Raw genomic sequence first — 25,110 nt, 5'->3', positions numbered from 1 at the left:
GGGTTTCAGGTAGACAAGCCCCAGAATGTCTCTGTCGATGTTTTCTCCTACTGGTTCAATTTTTGTCAACGATGGCATAGCCATCGGAAATCCGCAAATGACGTTTTTTGATAGCATAATAATTTATTGTTATAGCGTGTTTCGTCCAGAAACCAATTGGCAAGGTTATGCCTCATTGTGCCTGGCGGTCTTTTTCTAAACGGATCCGGCTTGAATGCCGGATGGGTTTAGCATACAGTTACATTCGTAATTTCCTTGATAAAATTGCAACCATATGATTCTTTATCTTCGATAAACGGATAAAGATTCACTGTCTAATCGGCATCCGGGGATCCAAATCCCAAGATGCATTGTGTTTTTAATACAGAAAAGCGATTTAAACCTATAGTTGCATCGTTAGAGCCAGGACCGGCGGTTTAAGAGGAAAAAGGAATGACTGGGAAAAATGATATACACGTTCCAACACATAAAAAGTGCTACGAACTGCTCGAAGGGGCAGATATCCTGAGACACATAAAGCATCACTGCGAAGGGGTCAAACGCGTCGCCTAAGAGATAGCGCAGCGCCTCAATGAAGCCGGGGAAAAGATAGACATAGACCTGGTAAAAGCGGGAGCGTTGCTCCACGACGTAACCAAAACCAGAAGTCTCCAAACCGAAGAAGACCACGTAACAACGGGAGCGGAACTGGTACGCCAACAAGGGTACCTGGAAGTCAGCGAAATCATAAGGCAACACATACAGCTCGACAACGGTCCGGGCCAGGCAGGTATCACTGAAGCGGGAATCGTTAACTATTGCCCATCCAGAAATGACCAATTTGCCCGATATCGGCGTTGCGCGAAAAATTTAATCCTCGGAATATCAGCCATATGCCTGTGGTTAAATTTTTCGTGCGCCTTGATCTCGACCAAATTTGCCTATTTCTGGATGGGCACTAACTGCGTGGACAGAGATTTGTTTATCAGCTATGTGTAAGCCGAACGCAACAATCTAAAGTAATAAATCAGGGACTGCGATGACAACCATTTTCTCCATCACCGCTCCAATCTATTTTCTGATCGCCGTTGGATTTTCAGCTGTTCGGTGGGGGATGTTGACGAAAGCGGATACCGGTCGGCTCGGAAAATTCGTCATCTGTTTCGCTCTGCCCGCCCTGCTTTTCAGGACGCTCTCGCAGCGTTCTTTTACAGAGATATTCCATGTGGGCTACCTGGCGGCCTATGGCGGGGGGTCGCTGCTGGTGTTCTTCGCGGCCTTTTTCCTCGCCCGCATGCGGCAAAATAAGGATGCCTCATTCCGCGCATTATATGGCATGGGCATGGCCTTTTCCAACACCGCCTTCATCGGCTATCCGATCCTGTCCCAGTGGATCGGCCCAACGGCTGCGGTCGCCCTGGCCCTGTGCTTCCTGATTGAAAATTTCTTGTTATTGCCGTTGATGCTGCTGCTGGCGGAAAGCGACCGGGATAGCGGCGACAAGTGGTGGCGGGTGGCCCTTCATTCGCTGAGCAGTCTGATGACGAATCCGTTGATTATTGCCATCATAACGGGTACTGTTTTTTCCTTGCTCGGCATCCGGTTGCCGGAACCGGTTTTACGCACAATCGATATGCTGGCCGGCGCCTCCGTCCCGGTGGCGCTGTTCGTCATCGGCGGATCGCTGGTGGGGATTAAAATTCAGGGCATGATCCGGGATGTCTCAGCGGTCGTGGCGGGTAAACTACTTCTCCATCCGCTGGCCGTGGGGTTGATGCTCTGGCTGCTGCCCCCCATGGATCCGCTTTTTCGGGCGGCGGCCATCGGCTATGCCAGCATGCCCATGTTGAGTATCTATCCCATTCTGGCCCAGAAGTATCGGCTCGAAGGGTTCTGTGCCGCTGCTTTGCTGCTGGCCTCCTGGCTGTCTTTCTTTACCATGAACGTGATTTTCTTTTTCATCAGCGATGTGTTGCATTGGACCCTAAAATGAGCACTTAATTTGTCTGCAATTAGTAAAATCCAGAAAGTCCGCTCCCAATCCCACCGGCCAGGAGATTCCCGACGCGATGGGTTTGGGGGAGGGACAGAACTGTCAAAGGGATCAAACCAGTCCCGAGCCATTAACTAAATCAAGACTATTTATTGCGAATTAGTCTGTAACTGTTTCTCTTAGTTTAAACCGCTGAATTTTTCCGGTTGCCGTCTTGGGTAGTTCATCGACATATTCGATGACGCGAGGGTATTTGTGGGGTGCCAGTTTCTGCTTGACATAGCGTTTCAATTCGCTAGTCATTTCGTCACCGGGTTGATGGCCATTTTTCAAATTGATAAATGCCTTGACCTTGATTAGCCCCATATCGTCTTCAGCTCCCACCACCGCACATTCGGCCACCGCCGCATGGCTGAGCAGGGCATCTTCCACTTCCAAGGGAGATACCCATATCCCACTGACTTTCATGGTGTCGTTGGCCCGGGCAGAATAGTAGAAATAGCCGTCATCGTCTATATGGCCCATATCGCCGGTTTTCATCCATCCGTCAACCAGGGTTTCCGCCGTTTTCTCCGGATTTTTCCAGTAGGCATGAAACAAGGTGTTACTTTTGACCCACAAATCTCCCAGTTCATTGGCCGGCAGAATGTTGCCCAGTTCATCGCGGACCTCGATGGTGTATCCTGGCAGCGGCAGACCACTGGCGTTCTCCCTTACCTTGCCGGGACGGTTGCAGATGAAAATCAGACTGACTTCAGACGATCCCAGTCCATCGAGAATGTCTATCCCGAATATGCCACGCCAACGACGAAGGAGCGAACCGGGCAATGCCTCACCGGCGGAAACGCAGAACCGCAGGCTGCTTAAATCCGGTTTGTTTTCAGCCGCCTCGATGTAGTTCAATTGTTGCCCGTAGGAGGTGGGCACTGAGAAGAGACCGGTAGGCCGGTATTTTTCTATCATGGACAGAATCGTTTCCGGCAGCGGACGGTCCGGGTTAAGAATGACGGATGCGCCATAATAGAGAGGGAGATACATGGCAAAATTCAGACCGTAGGAAAAATACAGCTTGGAAGAACAGAAAACACGGTCCTCAGGCGTAAATTCGACTACGTGCTGCCCCCAGGTCTCGACGGCATAAACCAGGTCTTTGTGAAGGTGAATGACCCCCTTGGGTTTTCCGGTGGTCCCGGACGTGTACAGCCAATAGGAATGATCCATTTTAGATGTCGGATAGACGTCCAATTGATCGGAGGCATCGTTGATCAGCTTACTCAGCCCGATGCCCCCTTTTTCTGGTTGGCCATTCATCACCAATGTTTTGATTCCCTGGATATCCGTCAGCCGCGAAGAAAGCTTTGCATAAATCGACGGTTCCATAACGACGGCAGCCGCTTCACTATCGCGGATGAAAAAATCGAGATCGTCGACGGTAGCCAGCATGTTGATGGGTACCGGAACGGCACCGATTTTCATCGCTCCCAGGAAGGTAGCAAAATATTCGGGACTGTCGTCCAGCAAAATAACGACCCGTTCGCCAGGTTTAATCCCTTGGTTGAGAAGACCGTTGCCGAGTTGGTTGGTCATACAGCCCAGCTGGCGGTAGGTGGTTTCATTATCCCGATAGATAATTGCGGTACGATCGGCCCGATTGCCTTCCAGGTGTCGTTCCAGCAGTAAACTGACCATGTTAAACGTTTCCGGCAAGCTAAACCCCTTTTCCCAGGGGCGTAACAACAGTTCATTTGCGAGCATTTATATCTCCCTTTGTCTTTTGTAAGGCATCAATTGTGCCCGTGCATCTCGCACATCACGTGCTGATACATACCCCCATCCACGGGTATGTTCGCACCTCGGATCCAATCGCTTCCGTCACTGCACATGAAGGCGATCACCGGCGCGATGTCCGTGGGTTGTCCGGGACGATCCATCACTTTGGCATCCTCTTCCGCCCGCTCGCCTAGCGTTTCCAGAAAATCTGGCAGGATCGGCGTTTCCACCGGTCCGGGGCTGACGCAGTTCATGCGGATACCCCGGTCCCGCCAAGTCCACCGGTTCATCATCGTCCAGACGATGAGGGTTTCTTTTGTTAAAAAATAACTGCGCCCGTCGCTTTGCCCGACACCTTGTTCTTCGCATAATTTTTCCGCCGCGTTAAAATCCCTCAAGGTGATCAGCGCCTTGATCTGATCCCCGGCCTCGGGCCAGCCGAGCCCGGCCAGGGAGGCGACGTTGACGATGGAGGCATTGTCATTGAGCTTGTCGATCATTTTCTCGGTAAAATCCCGCAGCCCCAGAAAATTGACTTTCAACACGGCCGCACGGTCCTTGGTCGGCGGCAATCCGGCAATATTGCAGATGGCGTCAATGCCCTTGGGAAGCTCCGCAACCGCCTGATCGATGGATGCCGGATCAGACAGGTTGGCCTTGACGAATTGATCCACTGGGGTATCGGGTTGGTTGAGGTCCACGCCGATGACGGTCGCTCCCTGGGCCTTTAATGTTTTGGCGGTTTCCGCGCCGATCCCCGAAGCCGCCCCGGTAACGATGATGGTTTTGTTCTTCAGCATAATGATTATCTCCTTTTGATGGTCTTATTTTACCGATAAGTTTCCGTCTATAATTGTCTACGTTGCTTCTACCGCCTCGACTTCTCGGGCGGCCCCTTTTCCTTTGCCGATGAGAAAGATCAGAACCAGCCCGCAGACAGCCGCAATGGAAATCATCGCCAGGGCCCAGAAAAATGTTCCTTGCGCGTCGATGGTCTTTCCTCCCAGATAAAGCCCCAGCGCCCCGCCGAAGGTACCGAATCCGAACCACCACCCCACCATACGGCCGACGATGGCTGGCGGATAGTTCATCGCAATGTATGCGCTCAAGGATGGATTCATGAACGGAATTCCCCATCCGGCCAGCATGAGGCAACCGACCAGGAGGGCCATGCTGCCCGTCACCGCATCCGCCAAGAGAAGATAGGCGAACAGTCCGGAGAGCACGAATCCGATAATCACGCCGGGCCGGGGATTGCCTTTGGCGACTTTGTCGAAAAACATCCCCCCGAGAAACGGTGCGAAGATTCCAACGGACGTCAAGGCCAGGGACAACTTACCGGCAGTGACGGCCGAGAGCCCCACCCCCATGGGCGATGGCGCGGCCAGGTATGGGGGCACCAGATTGTAGAGGCAGTACATGCCCCAGGCATTGGCCACGACCAGCAGGGCGCCGATCCAGGTGACCGGAAGCGTCAGCGCCTTTCCGAACGTCATCTCTTCCTGGCTGCCGGCCACGGCCATACCGGCCTGCAGAGAGTTAATGACTTCCACAGACGGTTTTCTGCGGGTGTATAACAAAGCGAGCACAATCCCGATCCATCCGGGCGCGGACATGATGGCGACGACGGTTTGCCAACTCCCAATCGATGCATAAAGGGCCGGAGAGAGGACCACGCCGATCGTAGACCCTAATGAGATGGAGCCGAACATGATTCCGCCTGCCAAGCCCTGCTCCTCCGGTGGAAACCAAAGCGCCGAAACCGGACCGATGGCGCCGAAAATGAACCCCACAGATGCCCCCTGTATCAACCGCCCCCAAAAGACCGTCGAATAACTCTTCCCAAGCACCGGCATCATCACGGCGGGGACTGAAGCACAAAGCAGCCCCAAAACCAGGGCAACAGTAATACCATATTTATCACAGACCACGCCGCCCCAGATCAGCACACAGGCAACGGAGAGCACAAAGCCCATCATGAGATTGGCCGCAGCCCCCATTTCCACATTCAAGCTCTTGGCGATATCGCCAAGGATGGGCGCGTATACGATCATATCAACATAAATGGAACCGATGGCGACACTGGTGCACAAGAGCATCAGCCATCGGTGACTTGAATAGATTGTTTTGTCGGTCATCTGTCATTACCTCATTTAAAATTGGCGATTTTATATCTTTATTGGATATGTCCCAAATTTTTGCGCCGAATCCACCATGGCTTTCACATTCTCATAGGGCACGTCCAGCGAGTAAGTACAGCCCGGCCCCAACTGAAACCGGCCACCCGGTCCGCATTTTTGAATCAGTTCCACACTGGCTTCTTCCACATCCGAGGGCGACCCGTGCAGCATGATGTCTACCGGATGAATGTTGCCCATCACCATGGCGGGAGCCAGTTCTTCTTTTGTACGCGCCAGTGCGTCGGCGCCGCCGCTCTCCGCCATAAAAAACGACAACCCTGGGTTATGCTCCAGCATGGTTTTCCAGGCGTCCATTCCATCGACGAAGGGCCCCACGGTACACGCGTGCAGCGAGATACCGAATTGCTTTTCATCCCAGAGTCTTTTGTACAGTTCCGGCGGATAGTCGGCCTGAACCCATTCGGGATGCGCCAAAAATTCCTTGGACCCCACCCGTCCAGGCAGCTCGGTGTGCGAAACGCCGAAGACCGCCCCGGCTTTTATCTGTGCAATTCCAAATCGGTAGGAGGATTCAATCGTCACCTCCTCGATCTTTTTCCACAGTTCCATGTCTTTTTCCATGGCCATGAACACCTGGGTCCATCCCATCAGGCCGCCCCCCACCGAAATGGGGTTTTCCACCATGGCGCCAATCGGCCATTCATCCTTTAATTCCTTTTTGGCCAGTTCAGTGGCTTTGATCAAAACCGGCAAGCGGCCGTGTTTGTATGGATCGGCGGGCACTATTTTCTCGGCGTCTTTCAGCGTCTGGATAATGGGATTCCCATACGCCGGATCATTGACCAGATCGCCTTCATAAAGGGTATGCGCATCGGTGGGAATAAAATCCTTCCATCGCACGGAAGGAACCGGCAATCCGGATGCTTCGCAGATCGCCTCGGCCATGGGGTGGACATCGGGCAGGACAACCGCCGAATCACATCCCATCTCCTTACAGGACCATACCATGACCTTGGCCAGCTTCTCGGCATCCAGACTGTAGTCCATTAGCGATTCTTTGCCGTACAGCTGGGCCCAGGCCCAGTCGTTGAATACCCCGAATACCGGAACCCGGTCCGGCTCTTGTCCCATGGCGGCCATCATGATTCTTTCACCTGCGGTCATCTTATCCATTTTTTTTACCTCCCTACCAGTGTTCGGGCCAGTTTCACCGCTTCGGCGGCATTGGGTGCATAGGCGACATTTTTTTTGTCGGCATACTTTTGTGTGATGACCGATCCGCCAACCATCACTTTGACCTTATCCCTCAGTTTCAGTGTGGCCATCATTTCCAGGATTTCTTCTATCCGTTTGAAATTCGAGGTTTGGTAGCAGGAGATGCCCACGATATCCGCATTCACCTCCTGGGCTTTTTGCACAAACCGGCTGGGAGGCACATCCCTTCCCAGGTATTCCACCTTGAAGCCAGCCGCCATAAGGGTAAGCGCCACAGTCTTGGTGCCGAAATCATGGGGGTCACCGGACGGCACGCCGAGCACGACGGTCCCCAGGGAGCCATCCCCACCGTTTATCGATGGTTCGAGAACGGCGATGGCCCGGCGGGCGCTCTCCGCCCCCATTAAATGCCTCGGGTGCATCCAGGACTTATGCTCGCCGAACAGGTCGTGTTCCAGTTCCATCAAGGCGTCACACACCCCCTGCTGCATGATGACGGCAGGTTCGATACCGGCATCCAAAGCTTCCTGGGCGATTTCGCCGGTGGCATCGTAATCTGCATTTTTAACCGCCAGCTTCAGTCGATCGACGATTTTTTCTTTCGGGTTTGCAGTGGGCATTTTTTACTCCTGTTTTATTGGGTTATCTCCACTTGAATACCTCTGTCACGCTCTTGCACGCCGACCTTCGCATTTCCCAAGGCGTACATGATAATGGGCCAGATCATGGCGGCAACGAGAATCCCCCCCCAAATACTTTTAAATACGATAAAGGAAAATGGGGTCATCTCGGTTATGCCAAGGGCGAAGAACGGCAGAAGCGTCAGCGGAGCGATAAAAGCCAGGCCGATGAAGCCGAATGTCAACGCACCCAGAATGGGGTTACGGGGGAATTTGCTGAGCATCCGGTGGAATAAAAGACGTTGATCCCACTCTATCGCCGGTACCTTTCCATTACGGACACTCTTTTTCTTAAGGGGAACCACGACCAGTGCAACGATGATAATTAGAAACAAGGCCGTAGCCACGATATCCTTGCCAAAGCTTGTTCCCCCATCCCATAAAACCAGCGTCTCCGCCGATCGTCCGATAAACCAGGCGATGATGCCATTGACGACAGCGTTAAAGAAGAAATTTGCAATCGACTCTTTTCTGATGTAAAGAAATATTTTCTCATCCATGCGGGGTCAATACCCTTTCATATAGAAGAAGATGCATTACCACGACTTGGTAAAAGTGACGACAAACTGAGAGCCTTCGGCTGTATTTTTAGCATCGAACTCACGCACGACCCGCAAATTGACCTGGAACAGCTGCGGCAGCCAGAAGTAGTTGATCTCTGCGCCTAACCCGTATAGCTCTTTGCGTTCATCGGCAACGGTGCCGGGACCATCGTCGCTGTCATCCTCGATCTGCCAATAGCCGAAACCGACAACCGCGGGCCGGACCAGGAATTTGTCGTTGACCGGAATATCCTTACCGATACCGTATTCGGCGATGAATTCCGAACCGGGCGTAACCTCGGTATCGTCCTGCTCGGTATGGATCAGCGTGCGCGTCAACACGCTGAAGGACCAGGACCGCTTTTCGTCAAAAAAATAGGTCCCCCCCAGGGTCAGCATGCCGGACCAGTAGCCCAGGCCCGGTGAAGCGGGCTTGTCGGCATCGTATTCACCGGTCGGCATCCACACACCCAACCCCGCAACCGCGTCCCAGCGGGGTTTGTGCCAGGCCAGAAGGATGGGTTCGATCAGAATATCTCCCACCGACAGCGACCTGCTATCCGAGACACCCAGTGCATCGATGGAGAGATCTTTATCCAGAATTGGCACGACGACATCGTAAAGGTAGTCGGCGCCGAGGATTTTCTTTTTGGTCACATGCACGAATCGATGCAAATTGCAAAACACATCCAGATCGAATCCCACTCCCAGATCTTCCCCGTTATCATCCGTCAGCGTCGTCGAGTTGTAGAACGTATTGTATATCTTATAATGAAATCCTGGCGGCGGAGCCGAAGCCGCGAGAGCGGTACTCTCTCCGCCAGGCACATAGTGGTTTCCCGACGTGGCCGCCTCTGATGCGTTTATATTACCCAATGAAAGCCCCAAGCAACTCAAGACAACAAAAATCCATTTGGTACGATTTGACATGATCGTCCATTCCTTTTTCGATTAAATTGTATAAAGTGACTAGCGCATTAGAAGAAGCAATACAGCTGATACAATTGCCGTTATATGTGGAGGGTGGTTTCAGCCGGATCGGTCACCCCCAACCCACATCCAAGGAAGGGGGCTGACCGTGTCTGACTATTTTTATAATCGCTGAGACCGCCTTGAATCTAAAACCAATCACCCCAGCTGGTCGGCGGCGTTTTCCAGCCCCAACTCGAGCAGTTTTTCCCGCGTGGGCGAACCGGTCTTGACGTCCCAGCCCCGCGCCGTATAGTACTCATCCAGCATCTGGTCGAGTTCCGCCCGACTGATAAAATGGCCTTCGGACGCCCCCCCAGGCACCGGTTCGGTCATTAGTCTTTCCGGCAGGTTGTCATGGGCCCGGGTAAAGCCCTCACGCACGTTGAACGCCCGCGCCAGATTGTTGATCCGCTCACCGGCTTTGAGGACCGCATCCGCGGTAAAGGAGAGGCCGGTTACCGCGTTCATCAACGCGGCCGTGTTCTCGGTGGCGATACCGACCACGGCCATGTCCAGGAGGAAGGCGCACATGGTGGGCGCATCGGTGGTGGCCGTGCGGACGTCCTGGTTCCACATGGTCAACTCTCCCTTTCCGTCGGCCGTGAAGCGATCCACTTCCTTGGGTACCGGAATGCCGAAGATCTCCTGAAAGGCGTAGCCCCGGCAATGATCCGCACCGGTAAAGGACGTTGCATAGTTGAGGCCGTGGGCCTTGGCACCGCGAACATCATAGGCCGGCAGTTCCAGCCCCTTGACATGCATGGCATATTTTTCGGCGCCCTTGCCGATCTTCTCGGCCGCCGCCTTGGTCCCGTCCGCCAGCAGATCGCCGATCCCTTCCCGGAAGGCCATCTTTTTGAGCAACGCCATCATGGCTTCGTCATTGCCGAAATTCAACACCAGCCCGTCCGTATCGGCCTCGGTGAGGATTCCCCTTTCGAATAGCTCCATGGCAAACGCGACCGTCACGCCGGCGGAAATGGTATCGAAGCCGAGTTCATCGGCCATACGATCGGCGGCGATAATGGCATCGATGTTTTCCACACCCGTGACCCCGCCAAATGAATAATAGGTTTCGAACTCCGGCCCCTCGGTCAGTTTGCCGCCATAGGGCCCCTCCTTGGCCAGATTCAGCTGACTGCATCCCACCGGGCAGCCATAACAGTGCTCCTTGCCCGTGTTACGAGTAGCCTGCATTTCTGTGCCGATCTTCTCGATGGGGTCGTAGGTGCCGGTGGACTGGTAATTCTTGGTCGGAAAAATTCCCATATGGCAAGTGTGGTCCACGACCATTCCGGTGCCCATCTTCGAAAAGGCCGGATAGAGGACTGGGCTCTCCTTCATGGCGCCGGTAAACACCTTTCTGGCCGCCTTCAGCTTCTCCTTGTCGGCGACGGCGACCTTGCCCGTCCCCCGGATGGCGATGGCCTTCAGGTTCTTGGACCCCATCACCGCCCCCAGCCCTTTACGGCCCACGGCCCGCCATTCATTGATGATGGAGGCCATCCGGATCTGATTCTCACCGGCCGGCCCGATACAGGCGACCCGGATGTTCTGATCCTTGAGGCTGTTTTTTATGATCTGCTGGGCGTCCGTGGTTTTCATACCCCACAGTTTCTCGGCGCTCTTGAATTGTACCTCCCCGTCGCGTATCCACACATAGACCGGTTTCTCGGACCGGCCTTCCACGATCAGGATATCGTAACCGGCAAACTTCAGCTCCACAGGAAACTGGCCGCCGGTCAATGCCATGCCCACCGCGCCGGTCAGCGGTGATTTGGCCGTCACCGCCATGCGGCTGGCGCAGGGCACGTTGGTCCCGGACAGCGGCCCGGAGGCGAAGATAAGCTTGTTCTCCGGACCGAGGGCATCGGCCTTGGCCGGGACCTCGTCAAACAAGTACTTGATCCCGAATCCCGACCCGCCGATAAACTGCTCGGCCGTGGCCACGGAAAGGTCTTCCGTCGTGGCCACGCGATCGGTCAGGTTAACGCGTAGAATTTTTCCGGTATATCCCCCTTGAAACATGGTACACCTCCTTGCGGTTTTACTGGATCTAACGTCGGCGGCGTTCCGCCTATCCGCCACCGACGGGCGGCAGAATCAGCACCTCGTCGCCATCCTCGAGAATGGTCTGCCGATGATTCAAGAACCGGATATTCCGGCCATTGACCATGAACATGACATGCGACAGCAGGGTGGTCCCGTCCGGTTCGAACAGATGCGGCGTCAATTCACTGCCGTAGGTGTCTACCAGACGTTCAAGGAGACGGCCGAAAGTGCTTTTATCGGGAAGGGTCACCGAAAAGCGCCAGTTTCCGAAAATCTCCCTGAACATCATACTGGTGCGAATTTGTACCTGCATCAAACTCATTCCTGTCCGTCGGCATCGCCGTTGATTTCGTATTTGTAGTATCCACGGGCCACGCGGTAGCGGGAAATCTGCTGACCGCCCAGCCATATCTGCATGATTTTGGCGTCCCGCAGATATTTTTCAATGTGGTACTCCGGCGAGATGCCGTTGGCACCCATGAGCTCGACCGCTTTGTTGGTCACCCAGGCCGCCGTGTCCGCGGCAAAAATCTTGGTCGAACTGGCCCGTGAAACCATTTTAGGCGTAAATGGAGGGCCATAGGCTTCCGGGTTGTCCATCATGATCGACAGGTTGTAGACCGCCGCCCGGGTCATTTCGATGCGGATGGCCATGTCCGCCAGGATCCCCGCTGCCATGCTCCACTCGCGAACCGGTTTGCCGCCGCTTTTGCGGGTGCCCGTATATTCCAGGGCGATGTCCAAGGCAGCCTGGGCCACGCCCAGCGATAAAGCCGCCGAATGCCACTGGGTACCAGTCATGGCACCGTGATAGACTTGGGCGTCGATTCCCGGGCCGGCCAAGCGGTATTTAGCCGGCACCCGGACGTTGTCGTAAAAGATGCTGGCATTGATGGCTGTCTTGAATCCCATCTTGGGTTCGGGGTTGCCGAATCTGAGCCCCTCGGATTTGCGCGGGGTGTATATCAGCGCGATGCCCTCGTCCCCGAGATTGGGGTCCGTGTTGCACACCGTCAAGTACACATTGGCGATGCCGGCATGGGTGGGCCAGGATTTGGTGCCATTGATCACGTATTCATCCCCGTCCAGGTAAGCCGTGGTGGTGATTCCCCGCCCATGAAGCAAGGGATTTTCCGTATCCGCCCCGCCGGTAGCATCGGTCATGGACAGACAGGCGAAGCTGGCGTCATCACCGGTAAAATTGCTGGCCCAGCGGTCCAAAACATCCGTGTTGCCTACAACCATGGCCGGTCCCAGGATCAGGCCCGCATTGATGCCGACACTCTGACTGATTCCGGCGTCGCCCCTGGCCAGTTCTTCGGTAATGACGCAAAGGGTCAAATAGGAATAGGGACCGGTGCCGCCATACTCCTTGGGGTATCCGCCCTCCTGGATTCCCAGGTCGACGAGCTTCTGATGAATGGCCCGAACCAGGGTGAGGTCCTCCTCGATCAAAGTCCTGACTGGCATGATCTCCTTGTTTACGAATTCGCGTACCGTGTTACGAATGGCCTTGTCTTCGTCGGATAACAGATGTTCGAGATTCATTTCCTTCCTCCGTGCAGTGATTGGTAGCGAGCCGCCGGTCATGACGAGGCCGGAAAGTCCGGCCCCCATCAACCGTTTCAGCGTCACCGGGAAATCGTGGGCTGAACCAACATCAATCGCTTTCGCCCTCGTAGACCTCCATTCCCGCCAGAACGTAAAAATCGGCGACCCATTTGGAAAACCACTGGGGAAAGAATTCGTCTTTGAACGTTTTTGAGTTGCGGTCCTTGTCCCACTCCTCGAGACTGGTGCTGTCCAGAATGCCGATATACTTGTAGGGCGACGGGCCCGGTTCCGGAGGCACGCCGTCCTTGCCATTGCCCTTCACGCCACCCAGCATGTTCACCAGGGTAAAACTTTTCACCGATCCCAGACTGAGCAGGGTCGGGCCTTTGTAGTCTTCGCACCATTTTTTGTAATCTTCGTCGGTCACATCGTCGCGCAGATTGTAGAGAATAATTTCCTTGGCCATTGCTTCCTCCTTTGCATGGTGATGGTTTGATACCGCCAAATAAAAAAGCCCCTCTGGCCCGATAGGAGGGCCAGAGGGGCTTCGTCACCCCGTGGAGATGCACCGTTACATCTCACTGAACCTAATTCAATACATTTGACTCATTTTTTGTAGGATTATACAGTTGCTCCCATGATGTCAAGAAAAAAAATTAGACTTTGCATCGCACTTGACACCACCACACCGTTGTGGAACGTTAATCACTGCGCATTGAATTTAGTAACCATGGACGCATCCTCCAGCCTTCGTGAAAGTGAAAAGATAAAATGGGCAGGCATATTGAATTCGGAATCGGTGCCGCCAAATCGGCAAACGAAGAAAATATGGGCCACGATGCTGCCCGCATGGCGCTTTCTTATCTGAAACAGTTTGACCCCAGCCTGGCGCTCGTGTTTGTCCCCACGGACCTGGATATCCCTGCGGTGGTCCGCGGGATTCGGCAGGTCGTGGGCGGATGTCCCCTAATCGGAACGAGTGCCGCGGCGGAAATTGCCGATAGGTTGATCAACGGAAGCGTGGTCGTCGCCCTGATCGGGTCCCCCCACATCAAGGCCCATGTGGGCCTGGGCGAAGCCGTTTCCAGCGATTACCGCCTGGCCGTGGACAAGGCCCTGATCCGGGCAGGCGTTGAAAAATATTTCGATGCAAAGCAGCCGCTGCATCAGATGCTGCACATTTCGGCGGCCGGCAAGCTGGGCGTATCGCCGGCCCTGATCATGGCTTTTACTCCCGGCACAACCGTATCGCACTATTCGTTGAGCCACGAGATCCACAGTCTGCTGCGACGGTATACCAACAACCGCATTCCGATTTTCGGCGGATGTTCGGCCGACTACCCACAATTTACTCACAACTACCAGATTGTCGACGATCGGGTCGTCGAAGACGGGATTGCCTTTGCCTTTATCGAAACCGACATGCTTTTCGGAATCGGCCTGGCCCATGGGTTTTCGCCCACGACAAAACGTGCCCTGATCACCCGGGCCGAGGGCAAAACCGTGATGACGCTGGACAATCGTCCGGCTGCCGAAGTCTACGCCGAATTCATGGGCATGCGCATCGACACTCTGGCAACCAAACTCGAGAACAGTCCCTTTTTATTCCAGGGATCTCCTTTCGGCTCCATCGACTTTTATGGAAATTCCATTTTGCATGTTCCCGAAAGAGTACTGCCGGATGGATCGATTCTGCTCGCCAGCCAGATGCGCAACGATCAGGTTTTGACCCTGATGCGCAGCACGCCGGAAGATATCATCAGTGCCGGCTGGACTGCTTACAGAAAGGCTGTGCGCAACGGGGGGTTGGCCAACCCCGAATTCGCCCTGATGTTCTCCTGTGCCTTAAGGCTTGCCAATGGTTTTGGTGAGGAAGAAATCGACTATCTGCGCCAACGCATCAATCTGCCGATTGGCGGTTTCTACACCCAGGGTGAGAAAGGCATCTTCGACGACGGCCTGCCGGTCTTCTCCAACTTCTCGATTTCCACCCTGGTTTTCTCCGACGAGTTGAATCCCATCGCCTCGTTGATCAATCGCAACAAACAGATTTACAACCAATTCAACCGGCGCATCAACCGCAAGGCCTACCAGCTTAAGGCCATCAACCGGCTGAGCAAAAGAATCGACGACGCGAAAAGCCTGGAGGAACTGATCGGCGACCTGGATGACGTTTTGCCAAGCCTGCTCCCATGGGCCTATTCGGCGATTTTCATGGTGGATCCCCAAACAGCCACCCATGTATTGGCAAGCCCGACCGCATTAGCCGACTTTCCCGAAACCATCGACCCGGAAGCCCCTTCAGAAGAGCACATTTATCTGAGGCTGGAAAACCAGGGGAAACATTTCGGTTGTCTCGTGCTGAAAAAAAAGCACGCCGAAACAGAACCCAACGAAGACGGCGTCATGCTGGCCGAAACGGTAGCCAAAATGATCGCCAATGGATTTCACCGTCTGGCCATCGACAGCCAAATGATCGTCCGCATGCGGCAGCTGGACATCCTCAACCAGATCGGACACATCCTCTCCAGGCCGGTCAGCTTCGGCGAACAAGCCCAGGAGATCCTCAAGCATATCATCGGAGTTTTCAAACTCACATTCGCCACGCTCTGGCTGGTCGATGCGACCCATCGGCTGCTGGTCAAGGAAGCCATGGACTGCTCGGATGCATTTGCCATCGACGAACTGGCCTCGGAAAATGACGAACGCCTGGCAAGCTGGCAGTTTCAGCATCAACAGCTGATATTTCACAAAAACACCGACAGGCAGTGCCAAATGGTGGATCTTCACCAGCCATTTCCGTATACATTTGTGTCGCTGCCGATTTTCTCCAAAAACGAGTTGCGCGGCATGCTGAATCTGTACAGCAATGAAGAATACCGATGGGTCCCGCAACAGGAGGGTGTACTGGAAAACATCGACTTTTTATGGACTGTCTCCCACCAGGTGGCCATTTTCGTCGAAAACCGAACCTACCATCAGGACCGAATGTATTTCAAGGAAATCCATCACCGGGTTAAGAACAATCTGCAGAACATCGCCAGCCTGCTAAGGATGCAACGCCGGAGAGTCAACCACCAGGCGGCCAAGCAAGCGCTGTCGGACAGCATTTCGCGCATCATGAGCATTGCCCAGGTCCACGAGACGCTCTCGCTGCGTTCCGTGGGTATGGTGGAACTCGGTGAATTGATAGGCAGTATCAGCAAAATTCCGGAAGCCGGAGGGGGCCGTCGGCCGATGATTACCCTGGATGTTTCCGGGCCGGAAATTCTTATGTCTTCCAAAGCCGCGACGCCCCTGGCGCTGGTGGTCAACGAACTGGTCCAGAATGCCTTCGAACACGGTGTAAGGCCTCAAGGCAATGGCAGGATCGCCATCAATGTCGAATCTGAAGCGGAACGGATCCTCGTATCCGTAAGCGATGATGGGCCGGGGCTGCCAGATGGCTTTGATTTCGAGCAGCAAGGCCATTTAGGCTTGACCATTGTTCGAACCCTGGTGAAAGACGAACTGATGGGATCGTTCGAAATGATCAACGACAACGGCACCACGGCCCTCGTCAGTTTCCCTTCACCCATGAACCACAAACCCATCGCTGAGGAAGAACTATGAGCTATCGTATCATCATCGCCGACGACGAGTCTCTCATGCGGGCTGATTTGAAAGAGATGTTAGAAGAACTAGGGCATACCGTTGTCGGTGACGCCTCCAACGGTAAGGATGCTTTGCGGCTCGTGGAAACCCATCGACCGGACATCGTCATTCTGGACATCAAGATGCCCCAAATGGACGGCATTGAAGTCGCCAGTCGCATTTCCAAACAGTTCCCCGTTATTATCCTGACCGCCTTCTCGGACAAGCAATTGGTCGAGCGCGCCCGGAATGCCGGCATCATGGCATATCTGACCAAACCGTTCCGGGAAGAGGACCTGTCGCCATCGATTGAACTGGCCGTCAGTCAATTTCTGGAACTGACCAAATTGGCCGACCGAGTCACCAGTCTCAAGGAGAAGCTGGAGATCCGAAAACTCGTGGATCGGGCCAAAGGACTGCTGATGCAAAAAGACGGCAGTTCAGAAGCAGAAGCCTATCGCAAGCTGCAAAAAATCAGCATGGATAAAAACAAACCGATTCAATCGGTGGCTGAGGCCATTATACTCATGTATGGTGATTAATCCATTTGTCAAAATTTTCGAAAACGAAATTCGGTTCATTCAAAGCCTCTTTTGGCCATTTGTAGACGTAGTCAGGGTAGTGTTTAGATCGAGACGGCAAACAAGTTGGAAAGGTCGGGCATTTATCCGATCCGATGTTACTCCAACTATAACAAAAGAGACAAATTAGACTGGGGATCACTATCCAACCGAGGAATATTGCCATTAGTGCTCAGGTCCTAAACACAGATTTCAACTCAAGACTATTTTCAGTATTCTTAATGGAAATTTATGGTTGGCCAACCTAGAATAGATCCATTGAAAAATCTGGTGCAAGATAGATCACAAGACCTGAATCTATTGGCTCCTGCCAAAATTCCATGTTGCCAGTACCTGCATTCTATAGCCAAACTTGGTAACCCCAAGATATTGTGGTCGGCTCAGAGCAAGCAAAACCAGTAGCTTCAACCACGACCTTTTGCAGATACATTTCGCTGTTGATCTGGATGATAAAAAAATAAGTGTTATTGATGATGTGACCTGTATCACGTTATCATGGTCTTACCATGGGCATAGCCCACTCCTTTAACCCCAAAATTTTACAGGAGGTACGTCATGCAATTGTAAAAGGCAGCAGACATCTGGATCGATTACCACAAGAATCATTCGAAAAAAAAACACGCTACGATCTTATCAAGCCGTCATTGAACCGTTTTGCAGGGAATTCGGTGAAAGGACAATCAATCAGGTCGTCCCGGATGAAATCCTATCATTTCTAAACCGCCTCACCGATGGCAACAATCCATGTACCAAACGGGTCCGTTATTCCCAGTTATCCTCCTTCTTCAATTTTGTCCGAAATAACATCGAGCCAGAATCGGCAAATCCGTGCGATACTCCAATGATCCGGAAACTCTACCGCAGAAAAAAATAACGAGATGGGAAATCATTGAAAAAGAAACAGTTGATGAAATTATATTTCGAACGATCAAAAACCGCAATCGTTTATTGCTCGAATTGATGGCTCGCGGCGGGATGCGTGTCGGAGAAGTGCTGAAGCTCAGGCAGAAAGACCTTAAGGAGCAGAAACTGGTCCTCCAATCGCCTAAAAGTGGTAAAGAGCAAGAAATTGTTTTCATTCCGCAGAAGGTTGCCGAAAGGCTTCGTGATTATGCCCAGCAAGTATGCAAAAATCCAGATGACCGGATATTTCCTATCTCCTACGAGGCAACACGAATAATCGTACTGAAGGCGGGAAAACTTGTGGGTATCCACCTTCGTCCACATGACTTGCGGAGGCATTCCGCAAACTTTGCATCCCGATCCGGCGTACCCATCGAAATTGTAAGCAAGTTTATTCTCCGCCATTCGAATCTTCCACCACTCAGATGTATTTGGGAACAATAAATGATGTCGAGGCGATCAGGTGGATTGATAACATTTACGGTTAATAAACAACGGGGTGGATCTCTTTACTGAAGACTCACCCCCCCAATATGCAGATATATAAAAACTTCAAACTTATCAGTATATTGAACTTTTTCGCCCAACTTATACCCTGTACTAAGCACAACGCAAGCTATCCGTGTGATTATCAGGCATATATCTGGCGTCCAGGCTAATTGAAGATTTTATTTTATAATCTGCAGAGCGGAACGAAAAGTAGAGGGAAAGGAATTTTATATATCTGCACTCGTGTATCTTCGACGAAGATTTCAATAATCTGCAAATTCTAAAGCGATGTTTTCATATACCAGTATTGGTATCTTTACCGGCGTAGGAACAAATGGCGCTTGGGATAAAATCGATTATTCTGCAATAATCAGCAACAATCGTTTGGCACAAGATGTTGTATGTGACCGTCTCTTTCTGAGGGTTTATTTGAGTACAGGGATATAGCTGTAAGTGCAAATCCAACGGATAGTATTATTTGCTTTGGCTATTATTACCCCCAGGCTGTTCATTTCGCTTTCACATTATCTATCGCACTTCTGACAGTTTTTGCTAATGCCCTCACTGTTACTGGTTTCATTAGATATTCGTTAATTCCCATTTGTTTTACATTATCTTGTGAAATTTTTTCGCTAAACCCGGTGCATATAATGATCGGAATATCATCCCGAATTTTCTTTATTTCATGGGCAAGTCTATCTCCTGTCATTTCAGGCATGGTCATATCGGTGATCACTAAATCGTAACCATCTGGCTGTGCTTTAAAATCCTTCAAAGCATTGTATGAACTGGTGTGAGTGACAACTCTATAGCCCAATCGTTCCAGCATGTCCTTACCAATCTCAATTAAAAATTGTTCATCATCCACAAAAAGGATGGTCTCATGACCGGTATCAAGCAATGAAGATCGCTCGTCCGACTCGGAAAGGCCTTCTTCCTTCATGATTGGAAAGAATATCTCAAAAGTTGAGCCAACGCCCAACTCGCTATGGACTTTAATATCCCCACCATGATCTTTAACGATACCATGAACTGCCGCGAGTCCCAGTCCTGTGCCTTCACCTTTATCTTTCGTTGTAAAATACGGTTCAAAAATCCTGGAAATGGTCGCCGCATCCATTCCATGGCCTGAATCAGCCACACTTAGCTTAATATACATACCGGATTTAATGCTCGGACAAACACTGTCTACTGATGCGATTTCAATCTTCGACAAATCAACGATGATTTTACCTCCTTTTGAACGCATTGCATGGGATGCATTGGCAAAAAGATTCAATACAATTTGATGGATCTGGTTCGGGTCTGCCTCCACAGTACCTATGTGGGTTTGCACATTCTGTTCTATCTCAATTGTTGTGGGTATAGAGGCTCTGAGAAGCTTTAACGCTTCTTTCGTAATCAATCCGATGTCAGTGGGAATCTTTTCAGGTTTACTTTGACGGCTGAAGGCAAGTATCTGCTCTACAAGTCCTTTTGCACGAGCGCTAGCGTTACAGAGTTGTTCAATGTAATGCTTGGCCTTTGGATTGTCTTGTAAACTTAATTGAGCCAGTTGGGCATAACCAAAAATCCCGCCAAGAATATTATTGAAATCATGTGCGATACCGCCCGCTAGGGTTCCAACCGCTTCCATCTTTTGTGATTGAGAAAGTCGATCTTCCATAGATTTGATACGCTTTTCAGACTCAATTCTTTTGGTTATGTCTCTGATAATTGCCAGGAGATGAGGCGCACCCCCAAAATCGAATTTTGTCAAGCTAACCTCAGAATCGAAAAGTGAGCCATCATACCTACAGTATTTCCATAGGAAGAATTGTGGCTGACCGTTATAAGCTTTGTTTATTAATTCTAAGAATTTATCGTACGAAGCGGTTCCGTCTGGCTGATATTCAGGGCTGAATTTATAGGGCGATTTACCAATAATTTGCTCCCTTTTACAATCGAATATTTCAAGGGCTTTTGGATTGCAGTCATAAAAAAGTGATTCTTTCATGATGAAAATACTGTCACTGGATGATTCAAATAGGGATCGGTAACGTTCCTCATTTTCCTGTAAAGATTGTTCAAACTTCTTTCGAGCTGTTGTGTCCTGCAGTGTCTCCACTGCTCCAGTGATCTCCCCTTCGCTATTGCGCAGCGGTGCAGCTGTAAAAAATAGCCATCTCCCTTCGCTACCCATATGGGGAAAAAAATCTTCAGCCGCATAGGCATATTTGCTATCTGTGGATTTATGAAGTTTTCCATTGTAATATTTTAATACTTCATCTTTTGTCGCATTATCAACCAGGAGATCCGCCATGACAGGTCTTTCTTTGGGATAAAAAGCCATCCATTGTTTATTCGTTCCAATAATTTCGCTTCCCGATAGACCGGTAACATTTTCAAGGGCCTTGTTCCAATGTGTGATTAGATGGTTGTTGTCAATAACAAAGGTCGGAATCGGACTTCCCATAATTATTTGTGAAAGCCGATCCTCTACCTCACGCTGGGCTCTTTCGGCTAATTTGCGTTGGGTAATGTCTTCCGAAATGCCTAAGAGATACTTAGGTTTTCCTTTCACATCGAGAATAGGCATTTTTTTTGTTCTTAGTATCCTTTGGCCCTTATATTTAGTTAGGATTGGCTCTTCAGGAATATCGGTAGGTTCTTTACTATTTAATACATCCCTGTCTTTTGCTGTAAAAAAATCTGCTTCTTCTTTAGGAAAAAAGTCATAGTCATTCTTACCAATAAGTTCCTCTCGCGAAAAACCTATGAGCTCTTCGCCGGCTTTATTAAAGCGAACAAATTTTAATTCCTCTGCATCTTTTATAAAAATCATGTCAGGGATATTTTCAACGACTGAATCGAGAAACGAATTTGACTTGCGCAATTCCTCCTCTGTCCCTCGTTTAGCCTGGATTTCTTTTTCCAGCTGCAGCATCTTTTGCTCAAGCTTTTTTACAAGTCGTTCATTGTAAAGTTTGAGCATTTCCTTTTCCTGCATCGGTATGGATTCTAAGTCAACATTTCCGTTGTCAGCATTTATGGTTGCATCTTGAATCATCTTTAGAAGCGCATCAGGCTCACAGGGTTTGACAATGAACCGGTTTGCACCGATTTTTTTAGCAAAAGCTTCATCTTGCGGACCGGTATACGTAGCAGTGTAGAAAATGAACAGAATATGGCGTAAATTTTCGTCTGTTTTAACTTCTCTGCAAAGCTGAAAACCGTCCATAACCGGCATGAGTATGTCGCTGATAATCAGTTTGAAATCCCCGGTCCTGATCTTTTCAAGAGCTTCGGCACCATTAACTGCCGTCTCGACCTCATACCCGTTCCCTAAAAGCAGCGTTTGAAGTAAATAGCGGCCTTCTTCTCTATCATCAACGACAAGCGCTTTCATATCATCCCTCCATTCAATCTCTGCTTTTATCCAGATACGAGTTTATTTCAGTCACAAAAGTGTCCGGATTGATCGGCTTTTCAATATAACCGGTAGCACCGGCGCGTAGAATTCGTTCTCGGTCCCCAACCATCGCATAAGAGGTTACCGCAATTATCGGTACCCCTTGCAATGCCTCGAGGCTCTTGAGTTCTTCAGCCACAGCGTAACCGTCCATTTCGGGCAACTGAATGTCCAACAGTATGGCGTCCGGCTTAATATTTATTGCCTTTTCAATACCTTCTCTGCCAGTCTCCGCACCAATAACATTAAAACCGTTCTTTTCCAGCAAAAAACGCATCATGTAGAAATTCTGTTCGTTGTCTTCTATAATTAATAGCGTATCACTCATGATCGACTCCCACATGTGGAGCTTTTGGGAAACGTATAGTAAAGATGCTCCCACGGTCCAATTCACTTTCAACGTCAATTGTTCCACCCATCATATTCAATAGTTTTTTGCAAATGGACAGGCCTAATCCAGTACCCTCATGTTTGCGTGTAAGTCCCGTATCTATTTGGTGAAAGGGTTGAAAAAGACCGGTGAGTTCCTCCTGCCTGATGCCGATACCAGTGTCTGTAACAGAAATAAGATATTGATTGTTTTCGATCCGACACGAAATGTGAACAGATCCTTTTTCGGTGAACTTGACAGCGTTGTTGAGCAAATTAAGTATGACCTGCTCCAGGCGACGTTGATCCGTAGTGACTGTTTCAACTTCATCCGCAACATCAATACCAAGATTCAATCCTTTCTTTTCAGCCAGCGGTGCAACCAGCTTCACCATATTTTCAATAGATTGCGCCAATACAAAGGTGGAAAAGGAAAGCTCCATCTGATCGGCCTCAATTTTTGAAATATCCATCACATCGTTGATCAAAGCAAGAAGATGGCGGGAACTGCCTTGTACCATATGTAACTGTTTGTGTTGTTCTTCATTTAAAGGACCGGCCAGCTCCTGAAGCAAAATCCCGGTGAATCCAATTATTGAGTTCAGTGGTGTACGCAATTCGTGTGACATGGCGGATAGAAAAGTCGATTTAAGCCTGTCTGCCGATTCCGCCTGCTCTTTGGCGATAGTTAACTCCGCGGTTCTTTCTCTAACTCTTTTTTCCAGATTATCAGCGTGCCTCTTTAATTCTTCGTTAAGCTGACGGACCTGCTCTTCGGCCTTCTTTCGATCGGTGATATCCGAACCGACGCTCAAGATCTCTTTCACTTTTTTTTGTTCGTCGAAAACAATCCTATTAGCCCAGTCTATCCAGACTCGTTCGCCGGAACGACGAATGTTCTCGTTGATATTACGTTCAAATTCTTTTGGATTGTCTATAATCTTTTCCATTAATGGACCTAATTTCCTCCCTAAACTGTCATATTCAGGAACTATTGTACCAATCACATGACGGCCAAGAATCTCCTCTTCTGAATAACCAAAGAAAGTTTGACCGAACTCATTCAGAAAATTGATACGACCATCAAATGACCACCGAAGAATTATGCTATTGGCCAGCATCACCAGCTCTCGATATTTTTTTTCACTTATTCGCAAGGCATGGTTTACTTTCTGCATTTCCTGAGTTTTAATATTCACTTGATGTTTTAGCAAAAAGCTGCCTGCCACACTTAAGCAAAGAAAAATTAGAAAAATTATTCCAACTGTTTTAAGCCATAGCGGATACTCAAATTTCACTTCCTCTGAAATCCACCGTTTTATTGATTGGTAATAGATAGAATGCAGATCTTTTTTCATGATTAAAAGATGGTTATCGATTGCTTCTAATGCTTTTTGGTTCTTTCCTTTTGTAGCTGCAAAAAATAAGTTCGAAGGGCTGAAAATGATGGCGGTATCCTTAAGACCGAATTCTTTACTGTGCACTTGCCCATAAAAACGATTGGTGATGGCGGCATCTGCTTCATTTTTACTAACCATTCCAAAAATTGATTTATAATCCGGTAAGGAAATAATTTTAGTATTTAATCCAAAACCATTATTAAGATGAACGAATGCTTCCTGCTGCACAGAACCTTCCAGGACGGCAATGCGCTTTCCATTTAAATCCAATATGGTATTAATAGGGCTACTTTTGGGGACACACACCTGAAACCAAGAAGATAGGACCGGGATCTTGTGAAAATCGAATAAATTCTCTCTGTCAGCCGTATAAGCAACGTCCGGCATGAGATCGATTTCTCCAATTTCCAGACGTTCCAACCCTTCTGCCCAAGAGCCATTTAAGTATTTCAATTCCCAATTTTCCTTTTCGGCAATCGCTTCGATGATTTCAATAAAGATACCTGCAGCCTTTCCTGATTCCTCAGTAAAAACTTTCGGGTTATTTTCATAGACACCTACTTTTATTATACGAGCACTCGCAGAGCTTGGGAAAAAACAAAATGAAATGAAAGCGATAGTCACGATTGATTGTATTAAGTAGGGTTTTTCATTTAGTTTTTTTTGTCTAACATTGTACATTTTATAACCCTTAAGTTTTTCTACAAACCTGAGGTTTCAGATACTTACATTATCCATTAATTACGCACTTGTAATCCATTTGACAGTTATCCTTAAGTAAACCATGAAATCAATTTATTAGCGTCTCAGGTGGGCTTAAATCAGCACCATATATTCATCATATCAGTTTGATAAGGGAATACAAGAGGCATGGATGCAGAACAGGATTAAATCCAAACTGAAAGGCAAGTATGATGTGGCTATCCCGCAAAAACGGGTTCTACCGTTCTGTGTGTTAGCTTGCCATTATGTTGTGGTCGGCCATTTTTCCCAGAAGGACAGATTATCGAAACTAATCTGACATGGATTTCAGAAATTGGATTTTAAAGATACGTACGGGGTATTTTAATGATAACCGGCGCAGGAACCGATGGCGTTTGGGATAGAATCGACTATCCTGCAATTTTTAGCAAGAATTTCTGGAACAATATGTTGTATATGAGAGCTGCCTGCAAATACTTCTGTAAGGCATGACGATCTGTATTTCTCAATGACGCCACGCAGATAGGGGCAGGCCCCTGACCGCCAAGAAAAGGCGACCAATAGTCCTCAAAATTCCGGAAATGCGTGACCACATCGAGGTGACAAGTTTCGACCTCTTGTAAAGCACTTTTTTCAAACAGCTCCTGGAGACGTTCAGGATGACACAAAGAGAGCAGCCACCCC

19 protein-coding genes are annotated in these 25,110 nt (G+C 50.0%); 5 read left to right on the top strand and 14 right to left on the bottom strand.

What is annotated here, in order from left to right; translation table 11 throughout:
* Positions 1–555 precede the first annotated feature (555 nt).
* Together Dvar_RS16990 and Dvar_RS16985 are read left to right on the top strand one after the other, a co-directional pair.
* Entirely contained in the window at positions 556–978 is a 423-nt protein-coding gene (locus Dvar_RS16990) for an HDIG domain-containing metalloprotein (RefSeq protein ID WP_419664125.1), read from the top strand.
* Positions 979–1,018: 40 nt separating this feature from the next.
* Positions 1,019–1,972: an AEC family transporter gene (locus tag Dvar_RS16985; protein ID WP_419662879.1), complete on the top strand. Its 954-nt coding sequence runs from the start codon at positions 1,019–1,021 to the stop codon at positions 1,970–1,972.
* Positions 1,973–2,131: 159 nt separating this feature from the next.
* Here the strand turns inward: Dvar_RS16985 and Dvar_RS16980 are convergent, their stop codons facing one another.
* The 11 genes from Dvar_RS16980 to Dvar_RS16930 form a co-directional block, all read right to left on the bottom strand.
* The gene (locus Dvar_RS16980) at positions 2,132–3,727 is read right to left on the bottom strand and encodes a benzoate-CoA ligase family protein (RefSeq protein ID WP_419662878.1); all 1,596 of its coding nucleotides are present in this window, start codon (positions 3,725–3,727) and stop codon (positions 2,132–2,134) included.
* 29 nt (positions 3,728–3,756) lie between these two features.
* Complete coding sequence (locus Dvar_RS16975) at positions 3,757–4,542, bottom strand: coniferyl-alcohol dehydrogenase (RefSeq protein WP_419662877.1); 786 nt, start codon at positions 4,540–4,542, stop codon at positions 3,757–3,759.
* A 57-nt stretch (positions 4,543–4,599) separates the two neighbouring features.
* A complete protein-coding gene (locus Dvar_RS16970) occupies positions 4,600–5,880 on the bottom strand; it encodes an MFS transporter (protein ID WP_419662876.1) in 1,281 nt (426 codons plus the stop codon).
* 30 nt (positions 5,881–5,910) lie between these two features.
* Positions 5,911–7,056: a uroporphyrinogen decarboxylase family protein gene (locus tag Dvar_RS16965; protein WP_419662875.1), complete on the bottom strand. Its 1,146-nt coding sequence runs from the start codon at positions 7,054–7,056 to the stop codon at positions 5,911–5,913.
* Between the two features lie 5 nt (positions 7,057–7,061).
* On the bottom strand, positions 7,062–7,718 hold the full coding sequence (locus Dvar_RS16960) for a cobalamin B12-binding domain-containing protein (protein WP_419662874.1): 657 nt from the start codon (positions 7,716–7,718) through the stop codon (positions 7,062–7,064).
* A gap of 14 nt (positions 7,719–7,732) precedes the next feature.
* Positions 7,733–8,278, bottom strand: a complete 546-nt coding sequence (locus Dvar_RS16955) for a hypothetical protein (RefSeq protein ID WP_419662873.1) — start codon at positions 8,276–8,278, stop codon at positions 7,733–7,735.
* A gap of 36 nt (positions 8,279–8,314) precedes the next feature.
* A complete protein-coding gene (locus Dvar_RS16950; protein ID WP_419662872.1) occupies positions 8,315–9,250 on the bottom strand; it encodes a SphA family protein in 936 nt (311 codons plus the stop codon).
* A gap of 198 nt (positions 9,251–9,448) precedes the next feature.
* On the bottom strand, positions 9,449–11,320 hold the full coding sequence (locus Dvar_RS16945) for an aldehyde ferredoxin oxidoreductase family protein (protein WP_419662871.1): 1,872 nt from the start codon (positions 11,318–11,320) through the stop codon (positions 9,449–9,451).
* 49 nt (positions 11,321–11,369) lie between these two features.
* The gene (locus Dvar_RS16940) at positions 11,370–11,657 is read right to left on the bottom strand and encodes a MoaD family protein (RefSeq protein WP_419662870.1); all 288 of its coding nucleotides are present in this window, start codon (positions 11,655–11,657) and stop codon (positions 11,370–11,372) included.
* 5 nt (positions 11,658–11,662) lie between these two features.
* On the bottom strand, positions 11,663–12,892 hold the full coding sequence (locus tag Dvar_RS16935) for an acyl-CoA dehydrogenase family protein (RefSeq protein ID WP_419662869.1): 1,230 nt from the start codon (positions 12,890–12,892) through the stop codon (positions 11,663–11,665).
* 112 nt (positions 12,893–13,004) lie between these two features.
* Positions 13,005–13,364, bottom strand: a complete 360-nt coding sequence (locus Dvar_RS16930; RefSeq protein ID WP_419662868.1) for a hypothetical protein — start codon at positions 13,362–13,364, stop codon at positions 13,005–13,007.
* Positions 13,365–13,669: 305 nt separating this feature from the next.
* Between Dvar_RS16930 and Dvar_RS16925 the strand changes: the two genes are divergently transcribed.
* The 3 genes from Dvar_RS16925 to Dvar_RS16915 all read left to right on the top strand — a co-directional run bounded on the left by Dvar_RS16925 (position 13,670) and on the right by Dvar_RS16915 (position 18,459).
* Complete coding sequence (locus tag Dvar_RS16925) at positions 13,670–16,510, top strand: FIST N-terminal domain-containing protein (protein WP_419662867.1); 2,841 nt, start codon at positions 13,670–13,672, stop codon at positions 16,508–16,510.
* Complete coding sequence (locus tag Dvar_RS16920) at positions 16,507–17,073, top strand: ANTAR domain-containing response regulator (RefSeq protein ID WP_419662866.1); 567 nt, start codon at positions 16,507–16,509, stop codon at positions 17,071–17,073. The genes Dvar_RS16925 and Dvar_RS16920 overlap by 4 nt, the downstream gene beginning before the upstream one ends.
* Before the next feature lie 867 nt (positions 17,074–17,940).
* Positions 17,941–18,459 carry a tyrosine-type recombinase/integrase gene (locus Dvar_RS16915; RefSeq protein ID WP_419662865.1) on the top strand — a complete coding sequence of 173 codons (519 nt, stop codon included), beginning with the start codon at positions 17,941–17,943 and terminating at the stop codon, positions 18,457–18,459.
* 553 nt (positions 18,460–19,012) lie between these two features.
* Here the strand turns inward: Dvar_RS16915 and Dvar_RS16910 are convergent.
* The 3 genes from Dvar_RS16910 to Dvar_RS16900 are packed head-to-tail and all read right to left on the bottom strand — an operon-like array spanning position 19,013 to position 24,405.
* A complete protein-coding gene (locus tag Dvar_RS16910; RefSeq protein ID WP_419662864.1) occupies positions 19,013–21,892 on the bottom strand; it encodes a PAS domain S-box protein in 2,880 nt (959 codons plus the stop codon).
* A gap of 13 nt (positions 21,893–21,905) precedes the next feature.
* Positions 21,906–22,283 (bottom strand): response regulator, encoded by a 378-nt coding sequence (locus Dvar_RS16905; RefSeq protein ID WP_419662863.1) that lies wholly within the window; start codon positions 22,281–22,283, stop codon positions 21,906–21,908.
* Positions 22,276–24,405, bottom strand: coding sequence for an ATP-binding protein (locus tag Dvar_RS16900; RefSeq protein ID WP_419662862.1), 2,130 nt, complete (start codon positions 24,403–24,405; stop codon positions 22,276–22,278). Before Dvar_RS16900 ends, Dvar_RS16905 begins: the two co-directional genes overlap by 8 nt.
* Between the last annotated feature and the right edge of the window lie 705 nt (positions 24,406–25,110).

Origin of the sequence: Desulfosarcina variabilis str. Montpellier, from assembly GCF_048565275.1 — a bacterium.
In the GTDB taxonomy this organism is placed as follows: domain Bacteria; phylum Desulfobacterota; class Desulfobacteria; order Desulfobacterales; family Desulfosarcinaceae; genus Desulfosarcina; species Desulfosarcina variabilis.
This window is presented reverse-complemented; position numbering and strand designations above follow the sequence as displayed.